Origin of the sequence: Herbaspirillum sp. VT-16-41, assembly GCF_001994935.1 — a bacterium.
GTDB classification, from domain to species: Bacteria; Pseudomonadota; Gammaproteobacteria; order Burkholderiales; family Burkholderiaceae_D; genus Herbaspirillum; species Herbaspirillum frisingense.
The window spans coordinates 85,074-110,111 of sequence record NZ_MUXB01000108.1 but is presented as its reverse complement, the minus strand read 5'-3'; the positions used below and the strand labels follow the sequence as shown (position 1 = coordinate 110,111).

Sequence of the window (25,038 nt, the reverse complement as noted above, 5' to 3'; positions counted from 1 at the left end):
GTTCCGATTGCTTGCCAGTGACTTGTCTTTGCTTACCAGTTCCGGAAGCGCTTGGGCGGGTTGTACAGTCCGCCGGAGGCGCGCACCAGGTCTTTCATGTTCTTGGCGGCCAGCAGGTCGCGGGTGGCCAGGCGCTTGTCCACGCCCAGGTCTTCGGCGCGCCGGATGATGCCTCGGTCGCGCAGGTTTTCCACCATCCGCTTGTCGCGTCCCATGCCCACGGCGGTATAGCCGGCCACGCCACGGATGGCCTGTTCGCGCTCTTCGTCGGTGCGGCACAGGAGCAGGTTGGCGATGCCCTCTTCGGTGAGGATGTGGGTGACGTCGTCACCGTAGATCATCACCGGCGGGATGGGCATCCTGGCCTGCTCGCCCAGTTGCCAGGCATCGAGTTTTTCGACGAAGGCCGGCTGCATGTGTTCGCGGAAGGTTTCCACCGTCTGCACCACCAGTTTCTGGCCACGCGGGATGGTATTGCGCCCGGCGCGGGCCTGCTGGCCGGCCTTGAGCCAGGCCTCGCTGGCGTGGCGCCGGCCGCGCGCATCGGCCCCCATGTTGGGTGCGCCGCCGAAGCCGGCGATACGCCCCAGGGTGGCCGTCGAGGAATTGCCCTGCAAGTCGATCTGCAGGGTGGAGCCGATGAACATGTCGCAGCCGTAATGCCCGGCCGTCTGAGAAAAAGCACGGTTGCTGCGCATGGAGCCATCGGGGCCGACGAAGAACACATCGGGCCGGGCGCGGATGTAGTCTTCCATCCCCAGTTCGGAACCGAAGGAATGGATCGATTCCACAAACCCGGCTTCGATGGCGGGGATCAGCGCCGGGTGCGGGTTCAGCGCCCAATGCTTGCAGATCTTGCCGCGCAGGCCCAGCGATTCGGCATAGGTCGGCAGGATCAGTTCGATGGCAGCGGTATCGAAGCCGATGCCGTGGTTCAGGCGCTGCACGCCGTATTCGGCATAGATGCCCTTGATGGCCATCATCGCCATCAGGATCTGGATCTCGGAAATCTGCGCCGGGTCGCGGGTGAACAGTGGTTCGATGTAATGCGGCGTAGGCGCCTGGATGGCAAAGCCGACCCAGTCGGCCGGGATATCCACGCGGGGCAGCACATCGACGATCTCGTTGACCTGGGCGATGACGATGCCGCTGGAGAAGGCCGTGGCCTCGGCGATCGCCGGCGTGTCTTCGGTATTGGGGCCGGTGTAGAGATTGCCGTGGCGGTCGGCCGCCTGCGCGGCCACCAGCGCCACGCGCGGCGTGAGGTCGGTGAAATAGCGGCCGAACAGTTCCAGGTAGGTATGGATGGCGCCGATGTTGAGCTTGCCGGCCGAGGCCAGCTTGGCCAGGCGGCCGGCCTGCGGGCCGGAGAAGGAAAAGTCCAGGCGGTCGGCGATGCCCCGTTCGAACACGTCCAGATGTTCCGGCAAGGCCAGCACCGAGAACAGCATGTGCAAGCCGTTCACCCGTGCCGGGTCGAGTGCAGCCAGACCCTTGGCGAGGAAATCCGCCTGCTTCTGGTTGTTGCCCTCGACACAGACACGGTCACCGTTTTCCAGCACCGCATACAGCAGGTCGGCCAGTTTTTCCGCAGGGGCGATCTTGCCCTGCAACTGGTTTCCCAATGCGGCGGTGGCGCGTGCCAGCCGCTGTTCACGGTTCTTCTGGCGCGCATTCCACACGCGTTCGCTACTACTCATTTACTTGGCTCCCATCAACAGATCAGGCAATAAGGTCGCGATGCCCGGGAACATGCACAAGAGCAGGACCGCAAGGAACATCAGCGCCAGGAAAGGAATCGTACCCTTGATCACATCGCCCAAGGCGATGTCGGGTGCGATGTTCTTGATCACGAACAGGTTCAGCCCCACCGGCGGGTGGATCAGGCCCATCTCCATGACCACCGTCATGACGATGCCGAACCAGATCAGGTCGAAGCCGGCGGCCTTCAGCGGCGGCAGGATGATGGGGGCGGTCATCAGGATGATCGACACCGGCGGCAGGAAGAAGCCCAGCACGATCACCATCCCCAGGATCACCGCCAGCAACAACCACTTGGACAGGTGCAGGTCCACTACCCACTGCGCCGCCGACTGGCTGATGTGCAGGTAGCTCATCACGTAGGAATACAGCAACGACATGCCGATGATCAACAACAGCATGCCCGATTCCTTGATGGTGGAACTGAGGAAGGGTGCAATCTCGCGCGGCTTGTAGATGCGATAGACGATGGCGATCAGCACCAGCGCCAGCAGCGCACCCAGGCCCGCGGTTTCGGAGGGCGTGGCCAGGCCGCCATAGAGCGCCACCATCACACCGATCAGCAGGATCAGGAAAGGCAGCACGCGGGGCAGCATCTCCACCTTCTGCGCCAGCGTGAAATGCTCGTCATCCAGGTAGGCCGACTTGGCACCACCGGCGCTGTAGACCGCATGGGCCAGCTTGTACTCCTTGCGCGCCCGATAGACGGCATAACCGGCAAACAGGAACACCAGCAGCACGCCCGGGCCGATACCGGCCAGGAACAGCCGTCCCAGCGACTGCTCGGCCGCCACTGCGTACAGGATCATGGTGATCGAGGGCGGCAGCAGGATGCCCAGCGTACCGCCGGCAGCAATGATGCCGGCCGCAAACCCGGGCGAATAACCACGGCGACGCATCTCCGGGATACCGGCCGAGCCGATCGCCGAGCAGGTCGCCGGCGAGGAACCGGCCATGGCCGCAAACAGCGCGCAGGCGAAGACGTTGGCGATGCCCAGGCCGCCCGGCACCTTGTTCAGCCACGCATGGATGGCCGAATACAGGTCCTTGCCCGCCGGGGATTTGCCGATGGCCGCCCCCTTCAGGATGAACAGCGGAATGGAGAGCAAGGTGATGGAAGCGATTTCCTCATAGACGTTCTGCGTGATGGTATCGAGCGAGGATGCCGGCATGAAGAAATACATGAAACCGGTCGCCACCACGCCCAGCGCGAAAGCGATCGGCATGCCCGAACACATCACCAGGATGGTGACCACGCCATAGAGCACACCCAGGGTCAGCGGACTCATTGCGCACCTCCGGCCTGCGGGGCGGGAACGGTACCGGTAATGCGCACCAGCACCTGCACCAGCAGTTGCAGGGTCAGCATGCTCATGCCCAGTGCCATGAGCGAATACGGAATCCACAGCGGCGGAGCGAAGGTGGACGAGGTGGTCTGCCCTTCCACCCAGGCTTCATGGAACAGCGCCCACGACTTCCAGGTGAAGAAGGCGCAGAAGGCCAGCGACACCAGGTCGACGATGAACATGCGCACCTTGTTGGCCAGCGGCGAGAGCATGCCGGCCAGGGCCTCGATGCCGATATGCCCGCGCAGCGACTGCACATAGGCCGAGCACAGGAAGATCACCCCCACCAGCATGAACACCGAGGCCTCGTCCTGCCAGTCGGTGGGCTGATGGAAGAAATAGCGCACCACCACCGAATAGGTGAGGATGCAGGACGTCACCAGCAGCGCAATCATGCCCAGGAACACCGCCGCCCGGTGGTAGCCCCGCAGGAAGGCCGCCAGCCAGGCCACCGGGGCGCTGGCGGGGACGGCCGGGCGCGCGGCAGCCGCGCCGGGCATCTCGAAACCGTGGCTCATACGGTCTTCTCCGCCAGGGCCAGCAGCTTGGCGCAGCTGGCATTACGGCCGGCGAAGTCCTTCCAGGCGGTATTGCGGGCGATGTCCTGCCACTTCTTGACGACCTCGGCATTCAGATCGACCACCTTGGCCCCCGCCTTCTGGTACACCTGGGCCACGGCGATATCGTCAGCCTGCGCGGCCTTGGTGGCGAACTGTTCCATCTCCGCACCCACGGTCATGATGACCGCCTGCTGGTCCTTGGGCAGCTTGTCGAAGACGGCCTTGGACATCATCAGCGGTTCGAACATGTACCAGTAGGCTTTGTCACGGCCGGTGGTGAGGGCCTTGGCGACCTCTTCCAGGCGGAACGACATGAAGGACGTCGACGAGGTCATCGCCGCATCCATGGCCCCGGTCTGCATGGCGGCATAGATTTCGTTTGAAGGCAGCGTGACCACGGCCGCACCGGCTTCCTTCAGGATCAGGTCCATCTCGCGGGAGCCGCCGCGCACCTTCATGCCCTTGGCATCGGCCGGATCGACGATGGGCTTGCCGCGCGAGGCCACGCCCCCGGCCTGCCAGATCCAGCTGACGATGACCACGCCCTTCTCGCCCAGCACCCGGGCCAGCTCCTTGCCGACTTCGGCATTCTTCCAGGAGGCCCCCTGCTGATAGGAGGTCACCAGGCCGGGCATCAGGCCGATATTGGTTTCCGGGACTTCGCCACCGGCATAGTTCAGCGGCACCAGCGACATGTCCAGCGCGCCCTTGCGCATGGCCGAGAACTGCGCGTTGGTCTTCATCAGCGACGAACCGGGATAGATTTCGAACTTCAGCGCGCCCTTGGTGCGCTCGCTGACCTGCTGGGCAAACATGCGCACCAGACGATCGCGGAAATCGCCCTCGGTGATGGTGCCACCGGGAAACTGGTGTGAAACCTTCAGGCTGGCCGATTGCGCCCAGGCGGACGGGATGGTGCTGGCAAGCGGTGCGGCGGCGAGTGCGCCAAGGAATTGGCGGCGGGTGAATGCGCTCATGCGGGTGTCTCCTCCAGGATTGATGGAACTACGTGTGTTTTTATGCTCTCATCGTGTATACAATTTCGTTTCAAACGCATACATTGTCAAGCATTAATCCTGTGGATCGCATTCCCTTTACAATGCTTGCTTTAAAGGCAACTTGATCATGGACACCCCAAAGACCCGCTCCGAAACCCTGCGCGAATCGATAGAAGAGATGATTGCCGTGGGCAAGCTGGCACCTGGCCAGCATCTCGATGAAACCTCGCTGGCCGAGGAATTCGGGGTCTCGCGCACGCCCATCCGCGAGGCGCTGATCCAGCTGGCCTCGATGGGCATCGTCGAGATGCGTCCGCGCCGGGGCGCCATCGTGGCCGAGATCGGCCCGCAGCAATTGATCGAGATGTTCGAGGTGATGGCCGAATTCGAGGCCATGTGCGGCCGCCTGGCGGCGCGCCGGATGACGCCGGCCGAGCACGTCGAGCTGCTGGCGGCGCACCAGGCCTGCCAGGCTGCCCGCGACGCCAGCGATCCGGACGCCTACTTCTACCTCAACGAGGCCTTCCACGACCACATCTACGCCGGCAGCCACAACGGCTTTCTGGCCGACCAGGCGCGCGCCCTGCACCGCCGCCTGCGGCCCTATCGGCGCCTGCAGCTACGGGTGCGGGATCGCCTGAAGATGTCCTTTGACGAACACCAGGCCGCGGTCGATGCCATCATCGCCGGCGATGCCGAGAAGACGGTGGAGGTCCTGCGCCACCACATCATGATCCAGGGACAACGCTTTGCCGATCTGGTGGCGTCGCTGCACCAGCTGAAGTCGGCGGCCTGACTGCTTTCCTGCTTTCCTGAGATGACAAACGGCGCCCGTGGGCGTAATGCCGTTCAGTTAAGCTTGTTACGAGCCCGAAAGTTTGCTCAGACTTTGGTCGCGCCACCCCTGACCGTTCGTCCTGAGTAGCGGCGTAGCCGCGTATCGAAGGCGCGCCACAAGCTGAGCAGCGCCCCTTCGACAGGCTCAGGACAGGCTTCGATACGGCCCTAGAGGGCCTACTCAGTCCGAACGGTTTCAGCCTGGCAAGCACTTTACTTCACTTCTTCACCTTGTCCTGTGCAATATCCATGATGAGTCTGGACGACAGGTACAGGCGCGGCACGATGGTATCGAGCAGCACGTATTCGGCATCATTGGAGTGGGCGCCAAAGCCGCTCAAACCCATGCCCTCGATCACCGCGCCCTTGCTCTTCAAGGCGGCGAATGCCGCGTCGGTGCCGCCACCGGTGGCCACCTCCGCCACCTTCAGCGGCATGTCGATTTCCTGGTAGATGGTGCGGGCGTAATTGGCCTGCTGACGCGACGCCGGCGTGGCTTCCAGCGGCGGGCGACGCAGTTCGAACTTGACGCTCACCTTGGCTTCCGGAATCAACTGCTTTTTCACCCCTTCGGCCAGGGCCTGCTGCAACTGCTCGAAGTCGCTCACCTTCAGCGCCCGCGCATCGGCCTGGGCGCTGGCCTGGGCCGGGATCACGTTGCGGTTGCTACCGGCCTGGGCGACGGTCCAGTTCAGTTTCAGGCCACGCTCGGGCTGGGAAAGCTGATTCAACTGCAGCAGCTGGTGCGAAAGTTCATATAAGGCGTTGACACCCTTCTCAGGCGCTGCACCGGCGTGCGAGGACTTGCCCTTCACCTCCAGGTAGGCCGCGCCGATACCGCTGGTGGCCAGGCGCAACTGGCCGTCGGCACCGCCGCCCTCGTACGACAACACCACGTCCTGCTCCGCGCCCAGCCGGGTATGCAGGGAGCGTCCGCCGGGCGAACTGATTTCCTCGTCACCGTTGATCAGCACGGTCAGGGTGTCGTAGTCCTTGAAACCGGCCTTCTGCAGGATGGCCACCGTATGCAGGATGGTGGCGATGCCCTGCTTGTCATCGGCAATGCCCAGGCCGTAGGCCTTGTTGCCATCGACGCGGAAGGGCTGGTCCTTGAGCATGCCGCGCAGGTAGACCGTATCCATGTGGGCGATCAGCATGATCTTGCGCTTGCCGTTGCCCTTGAATTCGGCATGGACGATCTGGCCCAGCTTCTCGGGCGTATCGTCCATGCGATAGACCTCGGGCGCGTCCAGCAACTGCACCTTGCCGCCCAGCGCCTCCAGCTTCTGCTTGATCAGGCCAGCCAGTTGCGCCAGGCCTTCCAGGTCCTTGCTGCCGGATTCGATGCTCACCAGTTCGCGCAGAGTGTCCAGCAGGCCGGCCTGTTCCTGGCGGGCCATGCCGTAGACCGGCTCCACGGGAGCGGCCTGTACCAGCACGGGCAGGCAGAGGGCGGCGACCAGGGCCGTGCAACGCAGTTGGGTGAAAGCTTTCATGCGGGGGTTCTCCTTGGGTGGATGGGCGGGATTGTGATCATCCCTGTTGGTGAGGCTGGTTGTGGGTGTGGCTGGTTGTGGGTGACGCCGATTCACAGACTGCGTTCGCTGGTGAAGTGGCGTTCACTGCCATCGAGTGGATCGATGAAGAAAAGGGAGCGGGCCAGCAGCTTCAGGGGGCGGTCGAGGTCATCGGCCACGCCCACCGGCACCGCGTGCGGGTAGAACAGGTCGTTGACGATGGGGATGCCCAGCGAGGCCATGTGTACCCGCAACTGATGGCGCCGGCCGGTGACCGGTTCCAGCCGGTAAAGGCCCAGCTCCCCGCGCTGCTCGATCAGGGAAATATGGGTTTCCGAATTGGGCGGGCCCTCGGCTTCATGCATCTTGAAGAACTGCTCCGGGATTTCCTCCACCCGGCTGCGATGCACGCGCGGCAGCTCCAGGTCAGCCCGCAAGGGGGCAATGGCTTCGTAGACCTTGAACATGGCGCGTTGCTGGAACATCGACTGGTACTTGCCCCGGCTGGCCGGCTGGTGCGAAAAGACGATCACGCCTGCGGTCTCCCGGTCCAGCCGGTGGATGGGGACCAGGTCCTGCAGACCGGTGGCTTGCTTGAGCCGCACCAGCAGCGTCTCCTGCACGAAGCGCCCGGTCGGGATCACCGGCAGGAAATGCGGCTTGTCGGCCACCAGCAGGTGCTCGTCGAGGTGCAGGATCTTTTCCTCGACCGGGATACGCGGCTCGCCCTGCGGCAGTTCGCGGTAATAGAAAATGCAGTCGCCGCTGCGATAGGCTGACTCCGGACGCAGCGTTTCGCCGTGCTGGTTGCGCACCTCGCCGCGTAACAGCCGCTCACGCCAGAGCGCGGCCGGCACGGCCGGAAAGCGTTCGGCCAGGAAGGACAGCATGTCGCGCCACGGCCCTGGCTGCAGCCACAGGTAGCTGGGCGAGAGGCCGTTGCGCATGGGCAGGGTCGGGGTAGGCCTCATGCGCCCTCCGCGCCGGACGCGCTCTTCTTGCGGGCGGCGCGACGCCGCCAGGCGACGACGCTGGCATTGGCCTCCAGATGGGCCAGCAACCTGGCGCGCTGGGCCTCGGCCAAGGGCAGGCTGTCGATCAGGGCTGGCCAGTGCGTCATGGCGCGGTCCACCGTCTCCACCAGCACCGCCTGCAACCTGGCTTCCGGCAGGCGCCACAGGTTGGCCAGCTGGCGCAGGATGGCGGGGGTGAGCAATTGCTTGCCCTTCTGCCCCGGCAGGAAGGCCAGTGCATGGCCATCGCCGCCGACATAGGCGGCATAGGCCACGATGTCATAGGCCGGCGACAGGGAGGCCGCCTGCGGCGTGTGGTAGAGCAGGCTGAAATTCTTCAGGTGGGCGTCGAAATTGCCCAGCAGTTCGTTGACCTTGATCCGTCGCAGCAACTCGTAGACATCCTCGACACCGCGCGTGCTGCGCTCGGCCAGCACCACACCGAGTGCGGCATAGGTCCCGACGTACTTGGCGCCCGGCGCGGTGCCGGTAATCTGGGCGAAATCCTCCATGTGCAGACGCCCGGTGGGAGTGGGCGCATCGCGGTCGAAGCGCTGTACCAGCAGGAAACGGCTGGCATCGTTGCGCAGCCCGAAGGGCAGGTGATCGGCGATGGCCGACAGGGGCTCCAGGCTGAAACTGCACGTATTCACGCCCGCAGCGGCGGCCAGCGTCAGGGACGAGAATTCCACCTGCGGCATGTTGGGATAGTCGGTGGCCGGGAGCTTGGCGATGAAATGGCTGCCGTGGCTGTCTTTGGAGCGCATCACATAGCGCCCGCCCGCCTCCTTCACCAGGGCCAGCTTGGGCTGCACGCCGGAGAGCGATTCCCCGCCCGGCACCGGCAACTGGCCGGAGCTCATTTCGTAGCTGTCATGCCCCTGCCCCAAGAGCCGGCCCATTCCCCTCTCGTCCAGTTCTTCGGCCAGGGCCGAGACGTCGCCGGGCAAGTCCCGACCGCAATAGGCCAGCAGGCCGAATTCGTCGTCCGGCGCCAGACCGGCGCGCTGGATCAGGTGCTTGCGCAACTGGCCTTCGGGCAAGAGGTTCTGGAAGAACGGCGGCAATCCGCCGCGTCCGTCGCCCCGATTCACGGCCAGGGTGGGGTCGAGCAACTGAGCCAGGGTACGTTCCTCGGTGGAGGCCAGGTAGAGCTGGGAGAGTACCGGCCGCCGCGGTCCCAGCAGGGCGTAGCCATCGTCGAAGCGGAAATAGCAGCGACCGTCATCCAGCGCGAACAGCGAGCCCACCTCAGTCTGGCCCAGGCGGATGCGCAGCGAACGCAACATGCTCATGCCTCGCCTCCCCTGCCCATGAGCGCCTGCAGGCGCTGGCCCAGTTCGGTCTGGCTGCCTGCCCCCTGGCTCTCGGCCGCCCGCTGGCTGGCCGCCTGACGGGGCAGGAGCAACAGGTCCAGGTCCAGTTCGTCGCACAGGGCCAGCAACTTGACCAGCTCGATGTTGCCGCGCCCGGTTTCCAGCGCCAGCAAGGTGTTGCGATGCATGCCGGTACGCGCCGCCAGTTCAATGGCCGTCAGCCCCTGCTCCTTGCGGGCGGTGCGGATGCGCTGGCCGATGTCTTGCAGGTTGGTCATCTTTTGATCCAATGAAATGGGCTTTCCTCTTGAAGCCCATTATATTGGTCATGCTGTGATTGGCAAGTCTATTTAATTGGACTTTTTAGTAATTACCCAATTTATTGTTATTTTTTGATGATATGAAGTTCCCTTCCGGGCTGACCACTCCGAACGGGCTTGCAGCTTGGAAGGCGCAGCGCAGCGCTACCTCAAGTGAAGCATCCGGCAAGCAGGCAAAAAAAATCGCAGTCCGGAGACTGCGATTTTAAAAGTCTGTGCAAGCACTCAGGCGGTCGTATTGACGTTGCGGCCAATATTGGGATTGGCCGGCAACTGCGGCAATGCCTGAAGCATACCGACAGCCGCAGCGGCCTGGCTATCCAGCGCCTTCTTCAGGACCAGCATGTTGACTGAGTCCGAAGTCTGCGCCGAGGCCAGGTTGGTGGCGACCGATGCGATTTGGTTGATATCCATGGATCTCTCCTTTTGGGGGAAACCGAACCAGAAAATCCCCGGCCCGGTGCTTCAATTACGGCATTGAATCGCGTTTCTTTACGTCAATCAAGAAATTTTTCGAGATGTTGTCATCCCTGCTATGCCGATGTGAAACGCATCCTCGCTGCAAAAAAAATCGCACCCCGAAGGGTGCGATCAAGTGCTGCCATTCACTGAGCGCCATCCTGCGCGCCCTGTCTGCCTAGACGATGGTATTGATGATGCGGCCGATATTGATATTGGCCGGTAAGCGCGCCACGGTCGTGGCTGCACCGATCACATCATCCACCGCCGTCTTGGCGACCTTGCCCAGATCAATGCCGACGGACTGCGCCGCCTTGTCGGCCAGCCAGGCCGTTGCTGCGCCGCTGGCGAGCGTTGCTAGCTCCATATGAAACTCCTTGTGTGAACTGCAACGGGGCCATGACGCGGCCTGCCCGTCCGTGTTTCCAGATTCCCCCCTGCACGGCGGTACAGGCTTTACGTCATGGGTGAATGTGTTAGCGGCAGCCGGGCAGCGTCCCTTGACGGTGATTACCCCTTCCTTACCCGCTTTTGCACTTGTAAACCGGGTAGCGGAGTCATTCAGTTGGGCGCAGCCGGGGCCGGGGCGGGAGTGGCCACTACGGGCGCAAGTTGTTCGTAAACCGAACTGGCGATGCGCGAGAGTTCCGGGCGGGCGAGACTGCCGGAGAGGGCGTAGCCGAACTGGCCGTCGATCCAGTAGAAGACGTTGACGCGGCCTTCCTGGGCGAAACGGAAGCCCGTCTCGTGGTTCTGCACCTGGTCGTGCGAGACATACAGGGTGAGCCGCTGACCGGCTGCATCCTGGTACATGAACTGTGCCACCGGTCCGCTCTGGCCGGGCAGCAGGCGACCGCCGATCAGGTCATAGCCCAGCGGGGCCAGCTTGGGGGCGCGCACATTGGCGCCCAGCCGGCGCGACAGCCAGGTCACCAGGGCCTGCTCCTGGTCGGCGCCAACTTCCACCGGGCGCCGCAGGTCGGCGCTGAAGACGGTATGAGCCACTGCAGCCTGGCGTGCCAGCATCACCGGTGCGGAGGCCACGAGAGTGCGCGCATTGCCACCGGCACTCAGGTCGCGCAGGTACCAGCCGCCCAGGCCACCGGCCAGGGTCAACAGCAGCATGGCGGCGTAGCGCCACCAGAGCGCGCTATTGGCGGCTGCGCCCTGATCACGGCGGCGATATTCTTCGCCGCCTGCCAGCACCGCAGCAGCCAGGCGGGGGGGGAGTGCTTCTTCCAGCACCGGGTCGTAGTGCGCATGCAAGGCGCGATTCTGGGCGCGCCAGGCGCGCACCTGCTGCAACTCCACGGCGTGCGCGGGGTCCTGCTCCAGCCAGGCGGCGATTTCACCGGCACGCGATGCCGGCAACTGGCCGTCGGCATAGGCATGCAGCTCTTCTTCGGAAATTGCCGGGGTCTTCATTTCACCACCTTCAGGGTCGAACCGGCGCTACCCAGACCACCCAGGCCACCCGCTCCGTCCATGGCGTGGCGCAGGCGCTCGCGGGCGCGTGACAGGCGCGACATGACGGTACCGGTCGGTATGCCCAGGGTCACTGCGACATCCTCGTAGCGCATTTCTTCCAGCACCACCAGCAACAGGACTTCACGCTGTTCGGCCGGCAGCGCCTGCAGGGCCGCTTCCAGGTCCAGCGCCAGCCCCTGGTCGGTAGCCGGTGCGGGGGCCGCGATGGTCTCCGCCTGCTCCAGTTCCAGTTCCACTGTATTGAGCACCGGCTTGCGGCGCTGGTCGGCGTGCAGGTTATGCATGATGGCGAACAGCCAGGGACGCATGTCGGTGCCGCGCTTCCAGCTATCGCGCTTTTGCCAGGCACGTTCCAGCGTGTCCTGCACCAGATCGTCGGCGCCCTCGCGTTCACCGGTCAGGGCCCGGGCGTAGCGGCGCAGGCGCGGCAGGCAGGCGAGCATGGCTTGCTCGTCGGCCTGTCGTTCGCGCTGTTGCCGTTCCAGCCTGGCCTTGCGTCCGAACATGGGGCGCTCCCGATGCCTGGCGGCTCAGCTCAGGGCTTGACCACGTGCCAGATGTCCTTGAAGTTGTCGCCGGTGCGCTCACCGGGCTTCTTGTCGGCTTCATACAGGTACAGCGGCTTGCCCTGATAGGCCAGCTGGGCGCTGCCGTCGTCGCGGGTCACGGTGGAATACGGCGCGGCAGGCATGCCCATGGGCGCCACCGGCGGCCACAGCTTGGCGCAAGGGCCATTGCAGACGCTCTTGCCGCTGTTGGCGGTGTCCTTGTCGAAGGTATAGACGGTCATGCCCTTGGCATCGACCAGGATGCCGTCCATGGTCTTGACGCCGGCACTCTGGGCGGAGGCGGTCAGGGATGCCGAGGCGCAGGCCAGGGCCAGCAGGGAGCTTGCGAGCAGTCTCATGTCATTTCCTTTTCTTGGTGGGCTTACAGGTTACGGGTTACGCGTTATGCCATACCCATGCCGACGTATACGCGGCCGGCCCCTGCATTATTCCCGTCCCTGCAAAAATATTTTTACCTGAGCCGTGCCGCGCCGCACCATCAGCGGCTGACGGTCTCGCGTTGCATCGGTGCCAGCAGGGCCAGCAGCCGGTTCTGGGTGTGCGAGGAGATGCCGTTGGCGTCCATGGCCAGTTGCAGGTCTTCCACCAGGGCATTGAAGTCGGCGTTGCTGAGCTTGAGACCCTGGTGCACTTCGCGCATGGGGTCACCCGTGTAGATGCAGCCGCCGCCGCTCAACTGGCAGAACTGTTCCACCAGCTTTTGCTTGACGCGCTCGATATTGGACTCCGCAAACGTATGCTTGATGCGCCGATCGGCCAGCATGTTGGCCATGAAGTCATCCACTACTTTCTGCAGCACCGGCAAGCCGCCCAGGGCGCGGTAGAGGCTGTCGTCCGGCGGCGTCTGCGCCTGGGCCGCGCCCAGTGTGCCGGCCAGGGCCAGGGCGGCGGCGACGCGCGCTATCTGCTGTCTCATCATGGCTGCTCCTCGCGCTCAGAATCCGGCCTGTAGCGACAGATAGACGCCGCGCTGCCGCTTGGGGTTGTAGACGGTGATGTCGCCCAGCGCCACGTAGGCCAGGGTCATCGACAGGTTCTTGCTGGGGAACCAGGCCAGGAAGGCATCGTAGTAATCCTTCTCATGGTCGGCTGCGAGGTTGCGCGGCTTCATGCGGTATTCCACGCCCAGCGCCAGCTTGCGGTTGATCAGGTAGGCCGCCGAGAACTCGCCCATGGCCTGGTAGCGATCGCGCTGGTCGCCGCCGAAGCCGAGCAGGCCCATCTGGTTGGCCTTGGTCAGGCGCAGCGTGCCGTTGAGCAGCAGGCTTTCCTGCAGCAGGAGCTTGGTGGCGGCGAGGTAATAATCGATGCCGGCATCGCTGGCTGCGCCCAGTTGCTTGACGTTGGTAACCGCCCCCAGGCCGCCGATGCCATTGTTGTGCTTGAACATGACCCCGGCGGCAATCTGCGGCATCCAGCGGTCCTGGTCGTAGACGGCGTCACCCGCCAGTTTGAGCTTGATGCCGACGATGTCCTGGCTGATCTTGAGGTCGGCCAGCGGCGCCAGGCTGCCATAGAGCTCCTGCTTGTTCAGCGAGAGTTCGACACGGTCGAGGATGCCCACGGCCACGCCGTAGGACTTCAAGGTGTAATCCTGGGTCGACAGATAGGTGTAGTGCGCATTGGCACCATAGCTGTCACGGGTCCCGTAGCCGGTGATCAGGGCCCAGGGCGTGAGGCCACCGCCACCGGCACCTTCCACCTGGATCACGCCACCGGTGGCGGTGAGCTTGCCCAGGTCGGGCATCCAGCGGCGATCGTCGGGCGCTGTGGACGCAGTGGCCTCGCCGGTCGTCGTGGGCGTAGAGGGCGTGGAGGGCGTAGAGGGCGCCGCTGCGGCGGCCGCGCCGGCGCGCATGGCCCGGGCTGCCTTCTGCTGCTGGGCCAGCGCCCAGGCATCGCGTTCGGCATCGCTCATCTGCGCCAGCACAGGTGCGGAGAGCGTTGTCAACAGCGCCAGAGCGCCGCCCTTGATGGTGTTCTTCATCCCACTCCCCCCTGCCCCACTTGTCTGATCCGTCATTGATGCTGGCGGCCCCTCGCCGCCGCTCATACCGCCATGTTTTCGGACTGGTCCAGCGCCTCCGGCGCGCGCCATTGCTGCAGCCATTCCAGGAAACGCTCGACCGGCATGGGCTTGCCCATGAAATAGCCTTGTCCCTGATCGCAGCCCATCTGCCGCAGCAGGAACCACACCTCTTCGCTCTCCACCCCTTCGGCCACCACCCGCAGGCCCAGATTGTGGCCCAGGTCGATGGTGGAGCGCACGATCTTGGCATCGTCCTGATCCTGCGCCATCTTCATGACGAAGGACTTGTCGATCTTCAGCTCCCGCACCGGCAGGCGCTTCAGGTAGGCCAGCGAGGAATAACCGGTGCCGAAATCGTCGATGCTCAAGGCGAAACCCATGGCCGCCAGCCGGTCCAGCGTGTTCTGGGCACGCGCCGGGTCGTCCATGATGGCGCTCTCGGTGATCTCCAGGCAGAGCGCGGCGGGCGTGAGTCCATGGCGCTCGACGATGGCGGCGAAGGCGCCCGGCAACTCCTGATCCAGCAGGTCGCGTGTCGAGAGGTTGACCGAGAATTTCAGGGCAATGCCATTGCGACGCAGATCGGCCGACAGGCTGGCGACCTTTTCCATCATCCAGACGGTCAGCATGCGAATGAAACCGGTGGTCTCGGCGAACGGAATGAAATTGTCCGGGCCGATGAAGCCCTTTTCCGGATGCAGCCAGCGCACCAGCGCTTCGGCCCCGAACACTTCGCCGGAGGCCAGGTCCAGCTTGGGCTGCAGATAGAGCATGAATTCGTCGCGCTCCAGTGCGCGGCGCAGCTCGGAAAGGAGCGACAGGCTTTCCTGGCTGCTGCGGTCGATGGCAGGGTCGTAGACCACCACCCCGCTGCCCTTGCGCTTGGCGGTGTACATCGCCACCTCGACGCGGCTGAGCAGGACATCACTGCTGCGCCCATGAGCCGGATAGCCGGCGATGCCGATGCCGGCGCCCAGATCCACCGTCTGTTCCTGCAGGGACAAGGGTTGCTCAAGCGCCCGCAGGATATGTGCCGCCTGCGCCAACGCGCCTTCCAGGTTCACACCGGGCAGCAGGATGGCAAATTCGTCGCCGCCCAGGCGCGCCACCTTGGCCCCCGGATACAGCAGTTGGGCCGTCAGGCGCGACGCCACCTGGCGCAGCAGGTCGTCGCCGAAGCGGTGACCCAGCACATCGTTGACCTGCTGGAAGCGGTCCAGGTCCATCATCAGGATGTGGCAGGTACCGCCTACCGATTCCCCGCCGTCGATGATGGCGTCCCGTAGCAGATCGGCGAACTGCACCCGGTTGGGCAGGCCGGTCAACTGGTCCTGGTAGGCCAGCCGGCTGATTTTCAGTTCACGTTTGGCGATCTCGCCACGCATGGTTTCGAAGGCTGCACCCAGGCGGCCGATCTCGTCCTGGCGCCGGATGTACAGGCCTTCGCTGTAGTCACCCGCGCCCAGGCGCTTGGCCACGCTGGCCAGGTCGCGCAGGGGGCTGGTGATGCGCCGTGCCATCACGGCACTGGCCACCGCCGCGCCCAGCACGCCCAATACCGTAATGCTCAGCAGGATCACTTGCAGCCGCTGGTAGGGTGCCACCGCTTCGCTGACCGAACGCTGCAACACCGCCACCGCCTGCTGGCCGTTGCTGGCCTGCGCCAGCGGCAGGATGCGGGCGCGATACTGGTTGCCGTCGATCTGCAGGTCGGCCGGGCCGGCGGCGCGCACATCGCCCACTTCGTGCAGCAGCATCTGCGCCTCCGGCTTGGCCAGGGTCGATACATCCGAGACCCAGTCAGCGCGCCCGCGCTGGCGAACCAGGATGGACACCTGCAGCTGCGACAGGGCGCGCATATCATTGACCAGATCGCGATCCACCGGGAAACCCATGACCACCCAGGCAATGGTGACCGGCGCCTTGATCGGCACGGCCACGATCTGGAACAGGTTCTCCCCCACCACCACGCTCTCGGCGGCACCGTTGGCGTTGTCCTTGTCGGCCTTGCGCACCAGTTCCAGGCTGCTGCGCTGGAGGTCGGTGTCGGGGTACTCCATGGTCGAGGCGCGAATCGTGCCGTCGGTGGCGATCAGCATGCCCATGGAAGCGCCGATGCGTGCCCCATGGTTGGCCAGCACGGAGCCGATGGTGTCATGATCGTCGGTGCCAATGGCCTGGCGGAAGCCGAAGTCGGACGCCAGCAGCCTTGCGCCCTGGGTCAGTTTCTGGGCGTTCTGGTCCAGCAGGCGCGTGAAGACGCGCTCACCGATCACCAGTTCGTCGCTGATGGCGCTGCGCGCGTTGCGGTCGATGGCGGTACGGATCGCCACGAAGCCGGCCAGTTGCACCACCACGATGAGGATGATGAACAGCGCAACGATCTTGCTTTCCAGACGGTAGAGACGCACCCTAGCCCCGTTTCCCTTATTTGCCATGCACGGCGCCGCCCTACAGCGGGACCGCCTTGACGTTGAGTTTGATGGCGGCCTTGCCGTCGCCCTGGACCTCCAGCGCCTGTTGCACGGCGGCCTGGTTCGGGCCCATGGTGAAATACCAGGCCTTGAGCGTGTAGCGGCCATTGCCCAGGCCTTCCAGCCGGACCGTGCCGCTGCGATCGGTCACGCCGAAATACGGCGTATTGACCACCTGCACGTAGGCCACCATCTCGTCATGGATATTGCAGCCCAGCACCACGGTTCCCGCCTTGTCGAAGACTACCGGGCTGCCGGGCACGCCGGAATAAAGCTTCAGTTCGAAGGTCTTGGCCGGCGAGAACGAATAGACGTGGTGCCGGATATTGTCGTGATTGGGAAACAGGATGGACGTACCTGTCTGCACCACCGTCACCAGCGGGATGAAGGTCTTGTTCTTCTGCTCGATCTCGACCTGTCGCGGCGGCTTGGCGGGTGCGGCGGCGCCTCCCGCCGGTTCGGCATAGACCACGGCATTGGGAACCACCTGACCGGCGCTATCGAGGACCTGCACCGAGACCGCTGCCTGCGCTGCGCAGGCAGTAGCGGCGGCCCAGATACATGCCATGACCTTGACGAGCTGCCCTGCCCTGCGGCGCATGTTCTTGTTCTGCATATCGCTTGATGGAAAATGGGTAACGGCGGGGGCCACCCGGCGCGCCACCTCCATGGCGCATCCGACAAGCCTTTCCCTTCACCCTGCACTATACGGAAGCCCTTAGCGCTGCATATAGGGGAGTTTCTGAGTTGCCCGACAGCAATCCGACAACCCAACACCCCTTATGATCGCCCTGCTGGTGATCAGTCCCCTCATGAACCTACACCAAGCTTCACGATTATGCCTGCGAATCTTCCCTTGGAGCAGTCAGATAGCCGATCACTGCCGGCAGAATTTCCGGACGCACGCTCCCTGCGGACAGCCCTCCCGGACCGGTCAGGACCACGGCATTGATCAGCGCCTTCAACATGCGCTGCAGGACGAAGGTCGCCACATCCAGGTCTGGCGTGGTGATGCTGCTGCGATGCTTTTCCAGTACGCGGCGGATGGCCTCGAAGAAGCGCTGGCGGATCTCGCTGGACACCGGCAGGTTGTAGGCCGGGAATTCCTCTTCCAGGATGCGGTTCAGTTCCGGCTCCAGCAGATGGGCCGCCACCAGGGCGCCGATCAGCTTGTCGAAGTCTTCGCGCAGGGAGCCGGCGGCATCGATATGCGCCACCACATCCTCGAACAGCCCCAGCATGCGCGAGACGTGGCGCTCGCGCAGGGCAAAGATCAGCGCGTCCTTGTTGGGGAAATACTGGTACAGCGAGCCCACGCTGATACCGGCCGATTCGGCCACGAGATTGGTGTTGGTCTTGGCATAGCCGCGCTCGACGAGCACGCGTGACATGGCATCAAGGATGGTATCGACCATCGCCCGCGAACGCGCCTGGCGTGGTTCTTTTCTGGGTTGCAGTTTCATTGGCAGCTTTGGTAAGGAATTCGCCCGCCCCCGACGCGAATTCACAACATGAGTGATTGTTCGTATATCCAAGTATAATACGGAAAATGAGTTTTTACTCGCCCCGCCCCCGGATGGTACTCGTAAATCCAGGTGAGCGCTTGGCGCCGGATCGAACCGGCGCCGCCAGCATCCCATGCGTGTGGCCTGCTGCGCAGGCATCAGCGGGTCGCAAAACTCACAAAAGAACTCGTATCGCCAAATACCTCTTCGTGGAGAATTCTATGAAACGCATCACGTCGCCCGGGCTGCGGCCACGGGCGATCGCCACTCGTGTCGTGGCGACCGCCTTGCTGGGCGCGCTCGGTTTGTCAGGTTGTGCCAGCTTCGAGGGCATCGGCAGTGACAAGCAGCTCGCCCAGGCCCGCGATTTCGCGACCCAGCGCAGTCTGTCGGATCCCAATCCCGGCGCGCCCGACGGTCAGTGGCCGGGAAGCGACTGGGTGCGCCATTTCGGCGACGCCCAGTTGAACGCCCTCATCGAAGAAGCCCTGGCCGCCAGCCCCAGCCTGCAGCAGGCGCGTGCCCGCATCGGCGCGGCCACCGCCCTGGCCGAATCGCGCGGCGCGCCGCTGCTGCCCAACGTGGATGCGCAGGCCTCGTTCACGCGCAACCAGTTCTCCAGCACCTCGATCTACCCGCCGCCGTATGGCGGCAACTGGTACAACGAAAAGAAGGCCGGCCTCAACGTCGGCTATGAGCTCGACCTGTGGAACAAGAACCAGGCCGCCCTGGAACAGGCCATCTCCAGCGAGAAAGCCGCCCAGGCCAGCGAACAGGAAGCGCGCCTGGCCCTGACCGCCTCCATCGTCTCGGTCTACAGCCAGCTGGCGGCACAGTATGCGCTGCACGATATCCTGCAGCGCACGGTCGATCAGCGTACTTCCCTGGAAAAGATCACCGCCGATCGCGTGCGTACCGGCCTGGATAGCCAGATCGAGCGCAACCAGTCGCGCAGCAGCAGCGCCGAGGCACGCGCCCAGCTGGAGCAGAGCGAAGGCCAGATCATCCTGCTGCGCCAGCAACTGGGCGCCCTGAGCGGCAAGGGGCCGGATCGCGGCCTGCAACTGGCGCCGCCCTCCCTGCAGAACCTGGCCACGCCCGGCCTACCGGCGGATCTGCCGCTGAACCTCATGGGTCGCCGTCCTGACATCGTGGCTGCACGCTGGCAGGTGGAAGCCGCCAGCCAGGGCATCACCGTGGCCAAGGCGCGCTTCTACCCGGATATCAACCTCTCGGCCATGATCGGCTTCGACAGCCTGATCGACAGCAACCCCTTCACGGCCGCCAGCAAGAGCATCGCCTTTGGACCGGCCATCTCGCTGCCGATCTTCGAGGGCGGCGCGCTACGGGCCGGACTCAAGGGCGAATACGCCAACTACGAGCTGGCCGTGGCGACCTACAACAAGGCGCTCAACGATGCCTATGCCGACGTGGCACGCCAGATCGCGGCGATCCACTCGACCGAGCGCCAACTGCCGATTCGCAACGAGGCCCTGCAAGCAGCCGAACGCGCCTACCAGCTGGCACGCGAGCGCTATCGCCTGGGCCTGGTCTCGCAACTGACGCTGCTGTCGGCCGAGACCGCCGTGCTGGGTCAACGCCAGTCCATGGTGGCGCTGCAGGCGCAGCGCCGCGAACAGCAGGTGGCGCTGTACAAGGCGCTGGGTGGCGGTTTCGACGCCCAGCAGGCCGGGCTGGCCTATGGTCAACCGCAACAGCAGCCACAGCAGCAACGCTGAAGCAGGCCCGCCACAGATCTGCATGACATCCCGACATTGAATCCAGCCTGGTGGCCGGTCTCTCCACTGATCCGCCGACCACCGGGACGGCGTGCCGCAACAGCGACGCGCCGATTGACCGCCTACAAAAAGATAGAACGGAGTCCTCCATGAGTGACAGCACCACCCAAAACAATGCGCCAGCCAACGGCAATGCAAATGGAAACGGCAATGGCAATGGCAAGCGCAAACGCCAGCTGATCTTGCTGACCCTGCTGCTGCTGGTGATCGCGGTCGCCTGCTTCCTGTACTGGTTCCTGCATGCACGCTTCTTCGAAGAAACCGACGACGCCTATGTCGGCGGCAATGTGGTGCAGATTTCCGCCCAGGTGGGCGGCACCGTAGTGGCCGTGAAGGCCGACGACACCCAGATCGTCAAGGCCGGCCAGCCGCTGGTGGCGCTGGACGCCGCCGACACCAGGCTGGCCCTGGACCAGGCCCAGGCCGCACTGGCCCAGGCGGTGCGCCAGACGCGCCAGCTGTTCCTGAACAACGATACCCTGGCCGCCAACGTCGCCGCCGCCGACACCAACCTGGCCCGCGCTCGCGAAGACCTGCAACGCCGCCAGGCCGGCCTGGCTTCCGGCGCGGTCTCGCAGGAAGACGTCTCGCACGCCCGTGATGCCGTCAAGAGTGCCAGCGCCGCCCTGGACCAGGCACGCGCCGCCGCCGCCGCCAACCGCGCGCTGACCGACCACACCAGCGTCACCGAGCACCCCAACGTGCTGCAAGCCGCCACCGCCGTGCGCAATGCCTACCTGAACTACGCCCGCGTCAATATCGTGGCGCCGGTCTCGGGCTTCGTCTCCAAGCGTTCGGTGCAGGTCGGCCAGCGCATCGCCGCCGGCAACCCGCTGATGGCCATCGTGCCGCTGGAACAGATCTGGATCGACGCCAACTTCAAGGAAAGCCAGCTGCAGCACATCCGCATCGGCCAGCCGGTGGAAGTGATCGCCGACGTCTATGGCTCCAGCGTCAAGTACAAGGGCACCGTGATCGGCTTCTCGGCCGGCACCGGTGGCGCCTTCTCGCTGCTGCCTGCGCAGAACGCCACCGGCAACTGGATCAAGGTGGTGCAGCGCGTGCCGGTGCGCATCGCACTGGACCCTGAACAGGTGCGCGCCCATCCTCTGCGCATCGGCCTGTCCACCACGGCCACCGTCGATATCCATGGCGACGGCCGCGCGCTGGAAGCGGTGCCGACCAATTACCAGACCGACGTCTATGACGACCTGGGCAAGCAGGCCGACAGCATCGTCGAGCGCATCATCAGCGACAACGCCAGTGGTTTGCCGCAAGCCCGCAAGAGCAAGGCCACGGCCACGCCGGCTGCCGTCCCGCATACCTGAGACCATGCCGCTGCAATCACTGGACAATGACGGAGCCCCATGGCCAACAGCCCTACTCCCCCAAAACCCTACACGCCACCGCCACCGCTGACCGGCGCCAACCTGGTGCTGGGCACCCTGTCGGTGTCGCTGGCGGTGTTCATGAACGTGCTGGACTCGTCCATCGCCAACGTCGCCATTCCGACCATCTCGGGCAACCTGGGCGTGTCGGTCGATGAAGGCACCTGGGTCATCACCTCCTTCGCGGCCGCCAACGCCATCTCGATCCCGTTGACCGGTTGGCTCACCCAGCGCCTGGGCGCGGTGCGTCTGTTCGTCACCTCGGTGCTGCTGTTCGTGGTGGCGTCCTGGCTGTGCGGACTGGCGCCCACGCTGCCCATCCTGCTGGCCGCCCGCGTGCTGCAAGGCCTGGTGGCCGGCCCCATGGTGCCGCTGTCGCAATCGCTGCTGCTGGGGGCCTACCCCAAGTCGCGGGCCTCGTTCGCCCTGGCGCTATGGGGCATGACCGCCGTGGTGGCGCCGGTGGCCGGGCCGGCGCTGGGCGGCTGGATCACCGACAGCTATACCTGGCCCTGGATCTTCTACATCAACATCCCGGTGGGCCTGATCGCAGCCGGCATCACGCTGGCCATCTACCGTTCGCGCGAAACGCCCATCCACAAGCTGCCCATCGACAAGATCGGGCTGGCACTGCTGGTGACCTGGGTGGCCGCCTTCCAGATCATGCTGGACAAGGGCAAGGACCTGGACTGGTTCGCCTCGCCCACCATCGTCACGCTGGGCATCATTGCCCTGGTGGCCTTTGCCTACTTCGTGGTGTGGGAACTTAACAATGACCATCCGGTGGTGGATCTGCGCCTGTTCGGCCGGCGCAATTTCGCCGGCGGCACCATCGCCATTTCGATCGGCTATGGCGTGTTCTTCGGCAACCTGGTGATCCTGCCGCAGTGGCTGCAGCAATACCTGGGCTATCGCTCCATCGACTCGGGCCTGTCGACCGCGCCGATCGGGATTTTCGCGGTGATCCTGATGCCGCTGATCGGGCGCTTCCTGCCGCTGGTGGATGCGCGCAAGGTGGCCACGGCGTCCTTCATCGGCTTTGCCATTGTGTTCTGGCTGCGCTCGCGCTACAACCTGCAGGTGGACCAGATGACGGTGATCCTGCCCACGCTGCTGCAGGGCATCCCGACGGCCATGTTCTTCGTGCCGCTGACGGTGCTGCTGCTGTCGGGCCTGCCGCCCGAACGCATTCCGGCGGCCGCCGGACTGTCGTCCTTCGTGCGGGTGTTCTGTGGTGCGGTCGGCACCTCGATCTCCACCACCGCCTGGAACAACCGCACGATCATGCACCACGCGCAGCTGACCGAGCATGCCACGCCCTACAGCCCCTGGCTGCAGGAAACGCTCAACAACATCAGCAGCACGCTGGGCCTGAATGCCGAGCAGAGCGCCGCCATGCTGGAGCGGACCATCACCTTCCAGGCCGCCATGCTGGGCATCAACGACATCTTCTTTGTGTCGGCAGTGATCTTCCTGGTGATCATCCCGCTGATCTGGATCATCAAGCCCTCCAAGGGCGGTGCCGGCGCGGCCGAAGCTTCGGCGGCGCACTAGGCGAAGGCACCTGGCCCGGGTGGCCCGGCTAACGCAGCCGGGACAGTCCATGCTGCAGGCGGATGATGTCGATCAGCTTGCGCAAGGCCGGATGGGCATGGCGCCGGCTGCTGTAGTACATGTGGAAGGGCTCGCTGGGTGCAGCCCATTCAGGCAGCAGCACTTCCAGCGCCCCCTCTTCGATGTCCTTCCTGATCCTGGCCTCCAGCAGATAGGCGATACCGACCCCGGCCCGGGCGGCGGCGATGGTGGCCGCCGTATTGTTGATCGTCACCAGGCCCGGCACGCGGATGCGCTGCTGGTGCTTGCCACGGCCGAACTCCCACTTGTAGCTGGAATTGTCCCCCAGCAGCAGTTGCAGGCAGTTGTGCTGCGCCAGATCCTCCAGCGTCTGCGGACGGCCGCAGCGCTGCAGATAGTCCGGCGAGGCGGCCGCCACCCAGCGGTGGGCGCGCGTCAAGGGCGCGGTCACCATGCCTTCCGGCACGTAGTGTCCGTAGCGGATGCCGGCGTCATAGCCTTCGCTGACGATGTCGATGGGCCGGTCATCCACCACCACGGTGAGCTTGACCTTGGGGCATTGCCGGACGAACTCGGGGATGGCCGGCTCGATCAGCAGATGCGCGGCATCGGCAAAGACATTGATGCGCAACTCCCCCAGGCTGCCCGCCGCTGCGCTTTCCAGCACGCCCAGCGCAGCACCGATCTTCTCGAAACCCTCCTCCAGGCGTAGCGCCAGTTCGCTGCCGGCCGCCGTCGGCGAGACCGCCCGGCTGGAGCGGTACAGCAGGCGGGTGGACAGCCGCTCCTCCAGCCGCTTCATGGCATGGCTGGTGGCCGAGGGGGTCAGGCCGAGCTGGATGGCAGCGGCCTTGAAGCTGCCGGTCCGCAAGATCGTGACAAATACCCGCAAATCCGAAAAATCCACATGATCCAGCAAGGACATGAATGAACTCCATTCACTTCATGAATTAATGATGTGCATGTTAAACCATCCTCCCGCTGCCGTGACGCAGGGTATAAATACGGTTTCACCGCCCGCAGGCGCCCCCACGGACCCTCCCGGGCCGGACAACCCATGCAAAGGATGAGCAACATGAAATCAAGAACGTTTGGCCGCACCGGTGCGGAAGTGTCGGAGATCGGATTCGGCGCCTGGGCCATCGGCGGCTCCTGGGGCGACGTCTCCAGCCAGGACGCCAAGGCGGCCCTGCATGCGGCGCTGGACAGCGGCGTCACGTTCATCGATACCGCCGACGTCTATGGCGATGGCCGCTCCGAGCAACTGATCGCCCAGGTCCTCAAGGAACGTGGTGGCCAGCGCCCCTTCGTCGCCACCAAGGCCGGCCGCCGCCTCTCGCCCCATGTCGCCAGCGGCTACACGCGCGAGAACCTGGGCACCTTCGTCGAACGCTCGCTGCGCAACCTGGAGGTGGAATGCCTGGACCTGGTGCAGCTGCACTGCCCGCCGCCGGAGGTCTATTACCAGCAGGAAGTCTTCGGCTATCTGGATGAGCTGGTCAGTGCCGGCAAGATCGCCCACTACGGCGTTTCGGTGGAGAAGGTGGAAGAAGGCCTGAAGGCCATCGAATACCCGAACGTGAAATCGATCCAGATCATCTTCAACATCTTCCGCCAGCGTCCGCTGTCGCTGTTCCTGGATGAGGCGCAACGCCGCGACATCGCCGTCATCGCCCGGGTGCCGCTGGCCTCGGGCCTCTTGACCGGCAAGATGTCGGCGCAGACCACCTTTGCCGCCGATGACCACCGCCACTTCAATCGCCATGGCGAAGCCTTCGATGTCGGCGAGACCTTCTCCGGCGTGCCGTACGAGGTCGCCCTGGCGGCCGTCGAGAAGATTCGCGCGCTGGTGCCGGAAGGCGTATCGATGGCGCAGTTCGCGCTGCGCTGGATTCTCATGGAAAGCGGTATCAGCACCGTCATCCCCGGCGCGCGCAACGTACAGCAGGCGCAATCCAACAGCGCCGCCAGCGGACTGCCGCCGATCCAGGCCGACGTGATGCAGGCGCTGTGGCAGCTTTATCAGGACGACATCGCGCCCTACGTGCATCAACGCTGGTAAGCTTTGGCCCCTGCCCGTCACC

Annotated in this window: 24 protein-coding genes; 5 read left to right on the top strand and 19 right to left on the bottom strand. The window is 64.6% G+C overall.

Features of this window, described 5'->3' with window-relative positions; translation table 11 throughout:
• Positions 1-32: 32 nt before the first annotated feature.
• From mdcA to dctP, 4 genes are read right to left on the bottom strand one after another with little or no spacing between them, the layout of a single operon-like run.
• The gene (mdcA, locus tag BTM36_RS14200; protein ID WP_077236801.1) at positions 33-1,700 is read right to left on the bottom strand and encodes a malonate decarboxylase subunit alpha; all 1,668 of its coding nucleotides are present in this window, start codon (positions 1,698-1,700) and stop codon (positions 33-35) included.
• Positions 1,701-3,050 carry a TRAP transporter large permease gene (locus tag BTM36_RS14195; RefSeq protein WP_077236800.1) on the bottom strand — a complete coding sequence of 450 codons (1,350 nt, stop codon included), beginning with the start codon at positions 3,048-3,050 and terminating at the stop codon, positions 1,701-1,703.
• Entirely contained in the window at positions 3,047-3,625 is a 579-nt protein-coding gene (locus BTM36_RS14190; protein ID WP_077236799.1) for a TRAP transporter small permease, read from the bottom strand. The genes BTM36_RS14195 and BTM36_RS14190 overlap by 4 nt, the downstream gene beginning before the upstream one ends.
• A complete protein-coding gene (gene dctP / locus BTM36_RS14185; RefSeq protein ID WP_077236798.1) occupies positions 3,622-4,644 on the bottom strand; it encodes a TRAP transporter substrate-binding protein DctP in 1,023 nt (340 codons plus the stop codon). The genes BTM36_RS14190 and dctP overlap by 4 nt, the downstream gene beginning before the upstream one ends.
• 148 nt (positions 4,645-4,792) lie before the next feature.
• On the opposite strand from dctP, the gene BTM36_RS14180 reads away from it, so the two are divergent.
• On the top strand, positions 4,793-5,461 hold the full coding sequence (locus BTM36_RS14180) for a GntR family transcriptional regulator (RefSeq protein ID WP_077236797.1): 669 nt from the start codon (positions 4,793-4,795) through the stop codon (positions 5,459-5,461).
• Positions 5,462-5,720: 259 nt separating this feature from the next.
• Here the strand turns inward: BTM36_RS14180 and BTM36_RS14175 are convergent, their stop codons facing one another.
• From BTM36_RS14175 to BTM36_RS14110, 14 genes are all read right to left on the bottom strand, one after another.
• Entirely contained in the window at positions 5,721-6,998 is a 1,278-nt protein-coding gene (locus tag BTM36_RS14175; protein ID WP_077236796.1) for a M20/M25/M40 family metallo-hydrolase, read from the bottom strand.
• A 92-nt stretch (positions 6,999-7,090) separates the two neighbouring features.
• Positions 7,091-7,990: a pseudouridine synthase gene (locus BTM36_RS14170; RefSeq protein ID WP_077236795.1), complete on the bottom strand. Its 900-nt coding sequence runs from the start codon at positions 7,988-7,990 to the stop codon at positions 7,091-7,093.
• On the bottom strand, positions 7,987-9,327 hold the full coding sequence (locus tag BTM36_RS14165; RefSeq protein WP_077236794.1) for a type II toxin-antitoxin system HipA family toxin: 1,341 nt from the start codon (positions 9,325-9,327) through the stop codon (positions 7,987-7,989). Before BTM36_RS14165 ends, BTM36_RS14170 begins: the two co-directional genes overlap by 4 nt.
• Positions 9,324-9,626: a helix-turn-helix domain-containing protein gene (locus BTM36_RS14160; RefSeq protein ID WP_077236793.1), complete on the bottom strand. Its 303-nt coding sequence runs from the start codon at positions 9,624-9,626 to the stop codon at positions 9,324-9,326. The genes BTM36_RS14165 and BTM36_RS14160 overlap by 4 nt, the downstream gene beginning before the upstream one ends.
• 267 nt (positions 9,627-9,893) lie before the next feature.
• Positions 9,894-10,082 (bottom strand): YjfB family protein, encoded by a 189-nt coding sequence (locus BTM36_RS14155; RefSeq protein WP_077236792.1) that lies wholly within the window; start codon positions 10,080-10,082, stop codon positions 9,894-9,896.
• Between the two features lie 223 nt (positions 10,083-10,305).
• Entirely contained in the window at positions 10,306-10,494 is a 189-nt protein-coding gene (locus BTM36_RS14150) for a hypothetical protein (protein ID WP_006463975.1), read from the bottom strand.
• A gap of 194 nt (positions 10,495-10,688) precedes the next feature.
• Positions 10,689-11,552, bottom strand: coding sequence for an anti-sigma factor (locus BTM36_RS14145; protein ID WP_077236791.1), 864 nt, complete (start codon positions 11,550-11,552; stop codon positions 10,689-10,691).
• Entirely contained in the window at positions 11,549-12,121 is a 573-nt protein-coding gene (locus tag BTM36_RS14140; protein WP_077236790.1) for an RNA polymerase sigma factor, read from the bottom strand. Before BTM36_RS14140 ends, BTM36_RS14145 begins: the two co-directional genes overlap by 4 nt.
• Before the next feature lie 29 nt (positions 12,122-12,150).
• Complete coding sequence (locus BTM36_RS14135) at positions 12,151-12,522, bottom strand: hypothetical protein (RefSeq protein ID WP_077236789.1); 372 nt, start codon at positions 12,520-12,522, stop codon at positions 12,151-12,153.
• A gap of 140 nt (positions 12,523-12,662) precedes the next feature.
• A complete protein-coding gene (locus tag BTM36_RS14130) occupies positions 12,663-13,103 on the bottom strand; it encodes a group 1 truncated hemoglobin (RefSeq protein WP_077236788.1) in 441 nt (146 codons plus the stop codon).
• 15 nt (positions 13,104-13,118) lie between these two features.
• Positions 13,119-14,171 (bottom strand): DUF3034 family protein, encoded by a 1,053-nt coding sequence (locus BTM36_RS14125; protein WP_077236787.1) that lies wholly within the window; start codon positions 14,169-14,171, stop codon positions 13,119-13,121.
• A 62-nt stretch (positions 14,172-14,233) separates the two neighbouring features.
• The gene (locus BTM36_RS14120) at positions 14,234-16,651 is read right to left on the bottom strand and encodes a bifunctional diguanylate cyclase/phosphodiesterase (RefSeq protein ID WP_254427008.1); all 2,418 of its coding nucleotides are present in this window, start codon (positions 16,649-16,651) and stop codon (positions 14,234-14,236) included.
• Between the two features lie 13 nt (positions 16,652-16,664).
• A complete protein-coding gene (locus BTM36_RS14115) occupies positions 16,665-17,288 on the bottom strand; it encodes a methylamine utilization protein (protein ID WP_254427007.1) in 624 nt (207 codons plus the stop codon).
• Positions 17,289-17,523: 235 nt separating this feature from the next.
• The gene (locus BTM36_RS14110) at positions 17,524-18,150 is read right to left on the bottom strand and encodes a TetR/AcrR family transcriptional regulator (RefSeq protein ID WP_039875728.1); all 627 of its coding nucleotides are present in this window, start codon (positions 18,148-18,150) and stop codon (positions 17,524-17,526) included.
• A gap of 263 nt (positions 18,151-18,413) precedes the next feature.
• Here BTM36_RS14110 and BTM36_RS14105 point away from each other — a divergent pair, with 263 nt between their 5' ends.
• The 3 genes from BTM36_RS14105 to BTM36_RS14095 all read left to right on the top strand — a co-directional run bounded on the left by BTM36_RS14105 (position 18,414) and on the right by BTM36_RS14095 (position 22,933).
• A complete protein-coding gene (locus BTM36_RS14105) occupies positions 18,414-19,931 on the top strand; it encodes an efflux transporter outer membrane subunit (RefSeq protein ID WP_077236785.1) in 1,518 nt (505 codons plus the stop codon).
• A 149-nt stretch (positions 19,932-20,080) separates the two neighbouring features.
• Positions 20,081-21,319 (top strand): HlyD family efflux transporter periplasmic adaptor subunit, encoded by a 1,239-nt coding sequence (locus BTM36_RS14100; RefSeq protein WP_077236784.1) that lies wholly within the window; start codon positions 20,081-20,083, stop codon positions 21,317-21,319.
• A 39-nt stretch (positions 21,320-21,358) separates the two neighbouring features.
• Positions 21,359-22,933 (top strand): DHA2 family efflux MFS transporter permease subunit, encoded by a 1,575-nt coding sequence (locus tag BTM36_RS14095; protein ID WP_006463987.1) that lies wholly within the window; start codon positions 21,359-21,361, stop codon positions 22,931-22,933.
• 28 nt (positions 22,934-22,961) lie between these two features.
• Here the strand turns inward: BTM36_RS14095 and BTM36_RS14090 are convergent, their stop codons facing one another.
• Entirely contained in the window at positions 22,962-23,879 is a 918-nt protein-coding gene (locus tag BTM36_RS14090) for a LysR family transcriptional regulator (RefSeq protein WP_006463988.1), read from the bottom strand.
• Positions 23,880-24,029: 150 nt separating this feature from the next.
• On the opposite strand from BTM36_RS14090, the gene BTM36_RS14085 reads away from it, so the two are divergent.
• Positions 24,030-25,016 carry an aldo/keto reductase gene (locus tag BTM36_RS14085; protein ID WP_077236874.1) on the top strand — a complete coding sequence of 329 codons (987 nt, stop codon included), beginning with the start codon at positions 24,030-24,032 and terminating at the stop codon, positions 25,014-25,016.
• The last annotated feature ends 22 nt before the right edge of the window (positions 25,017-25,038 follow it).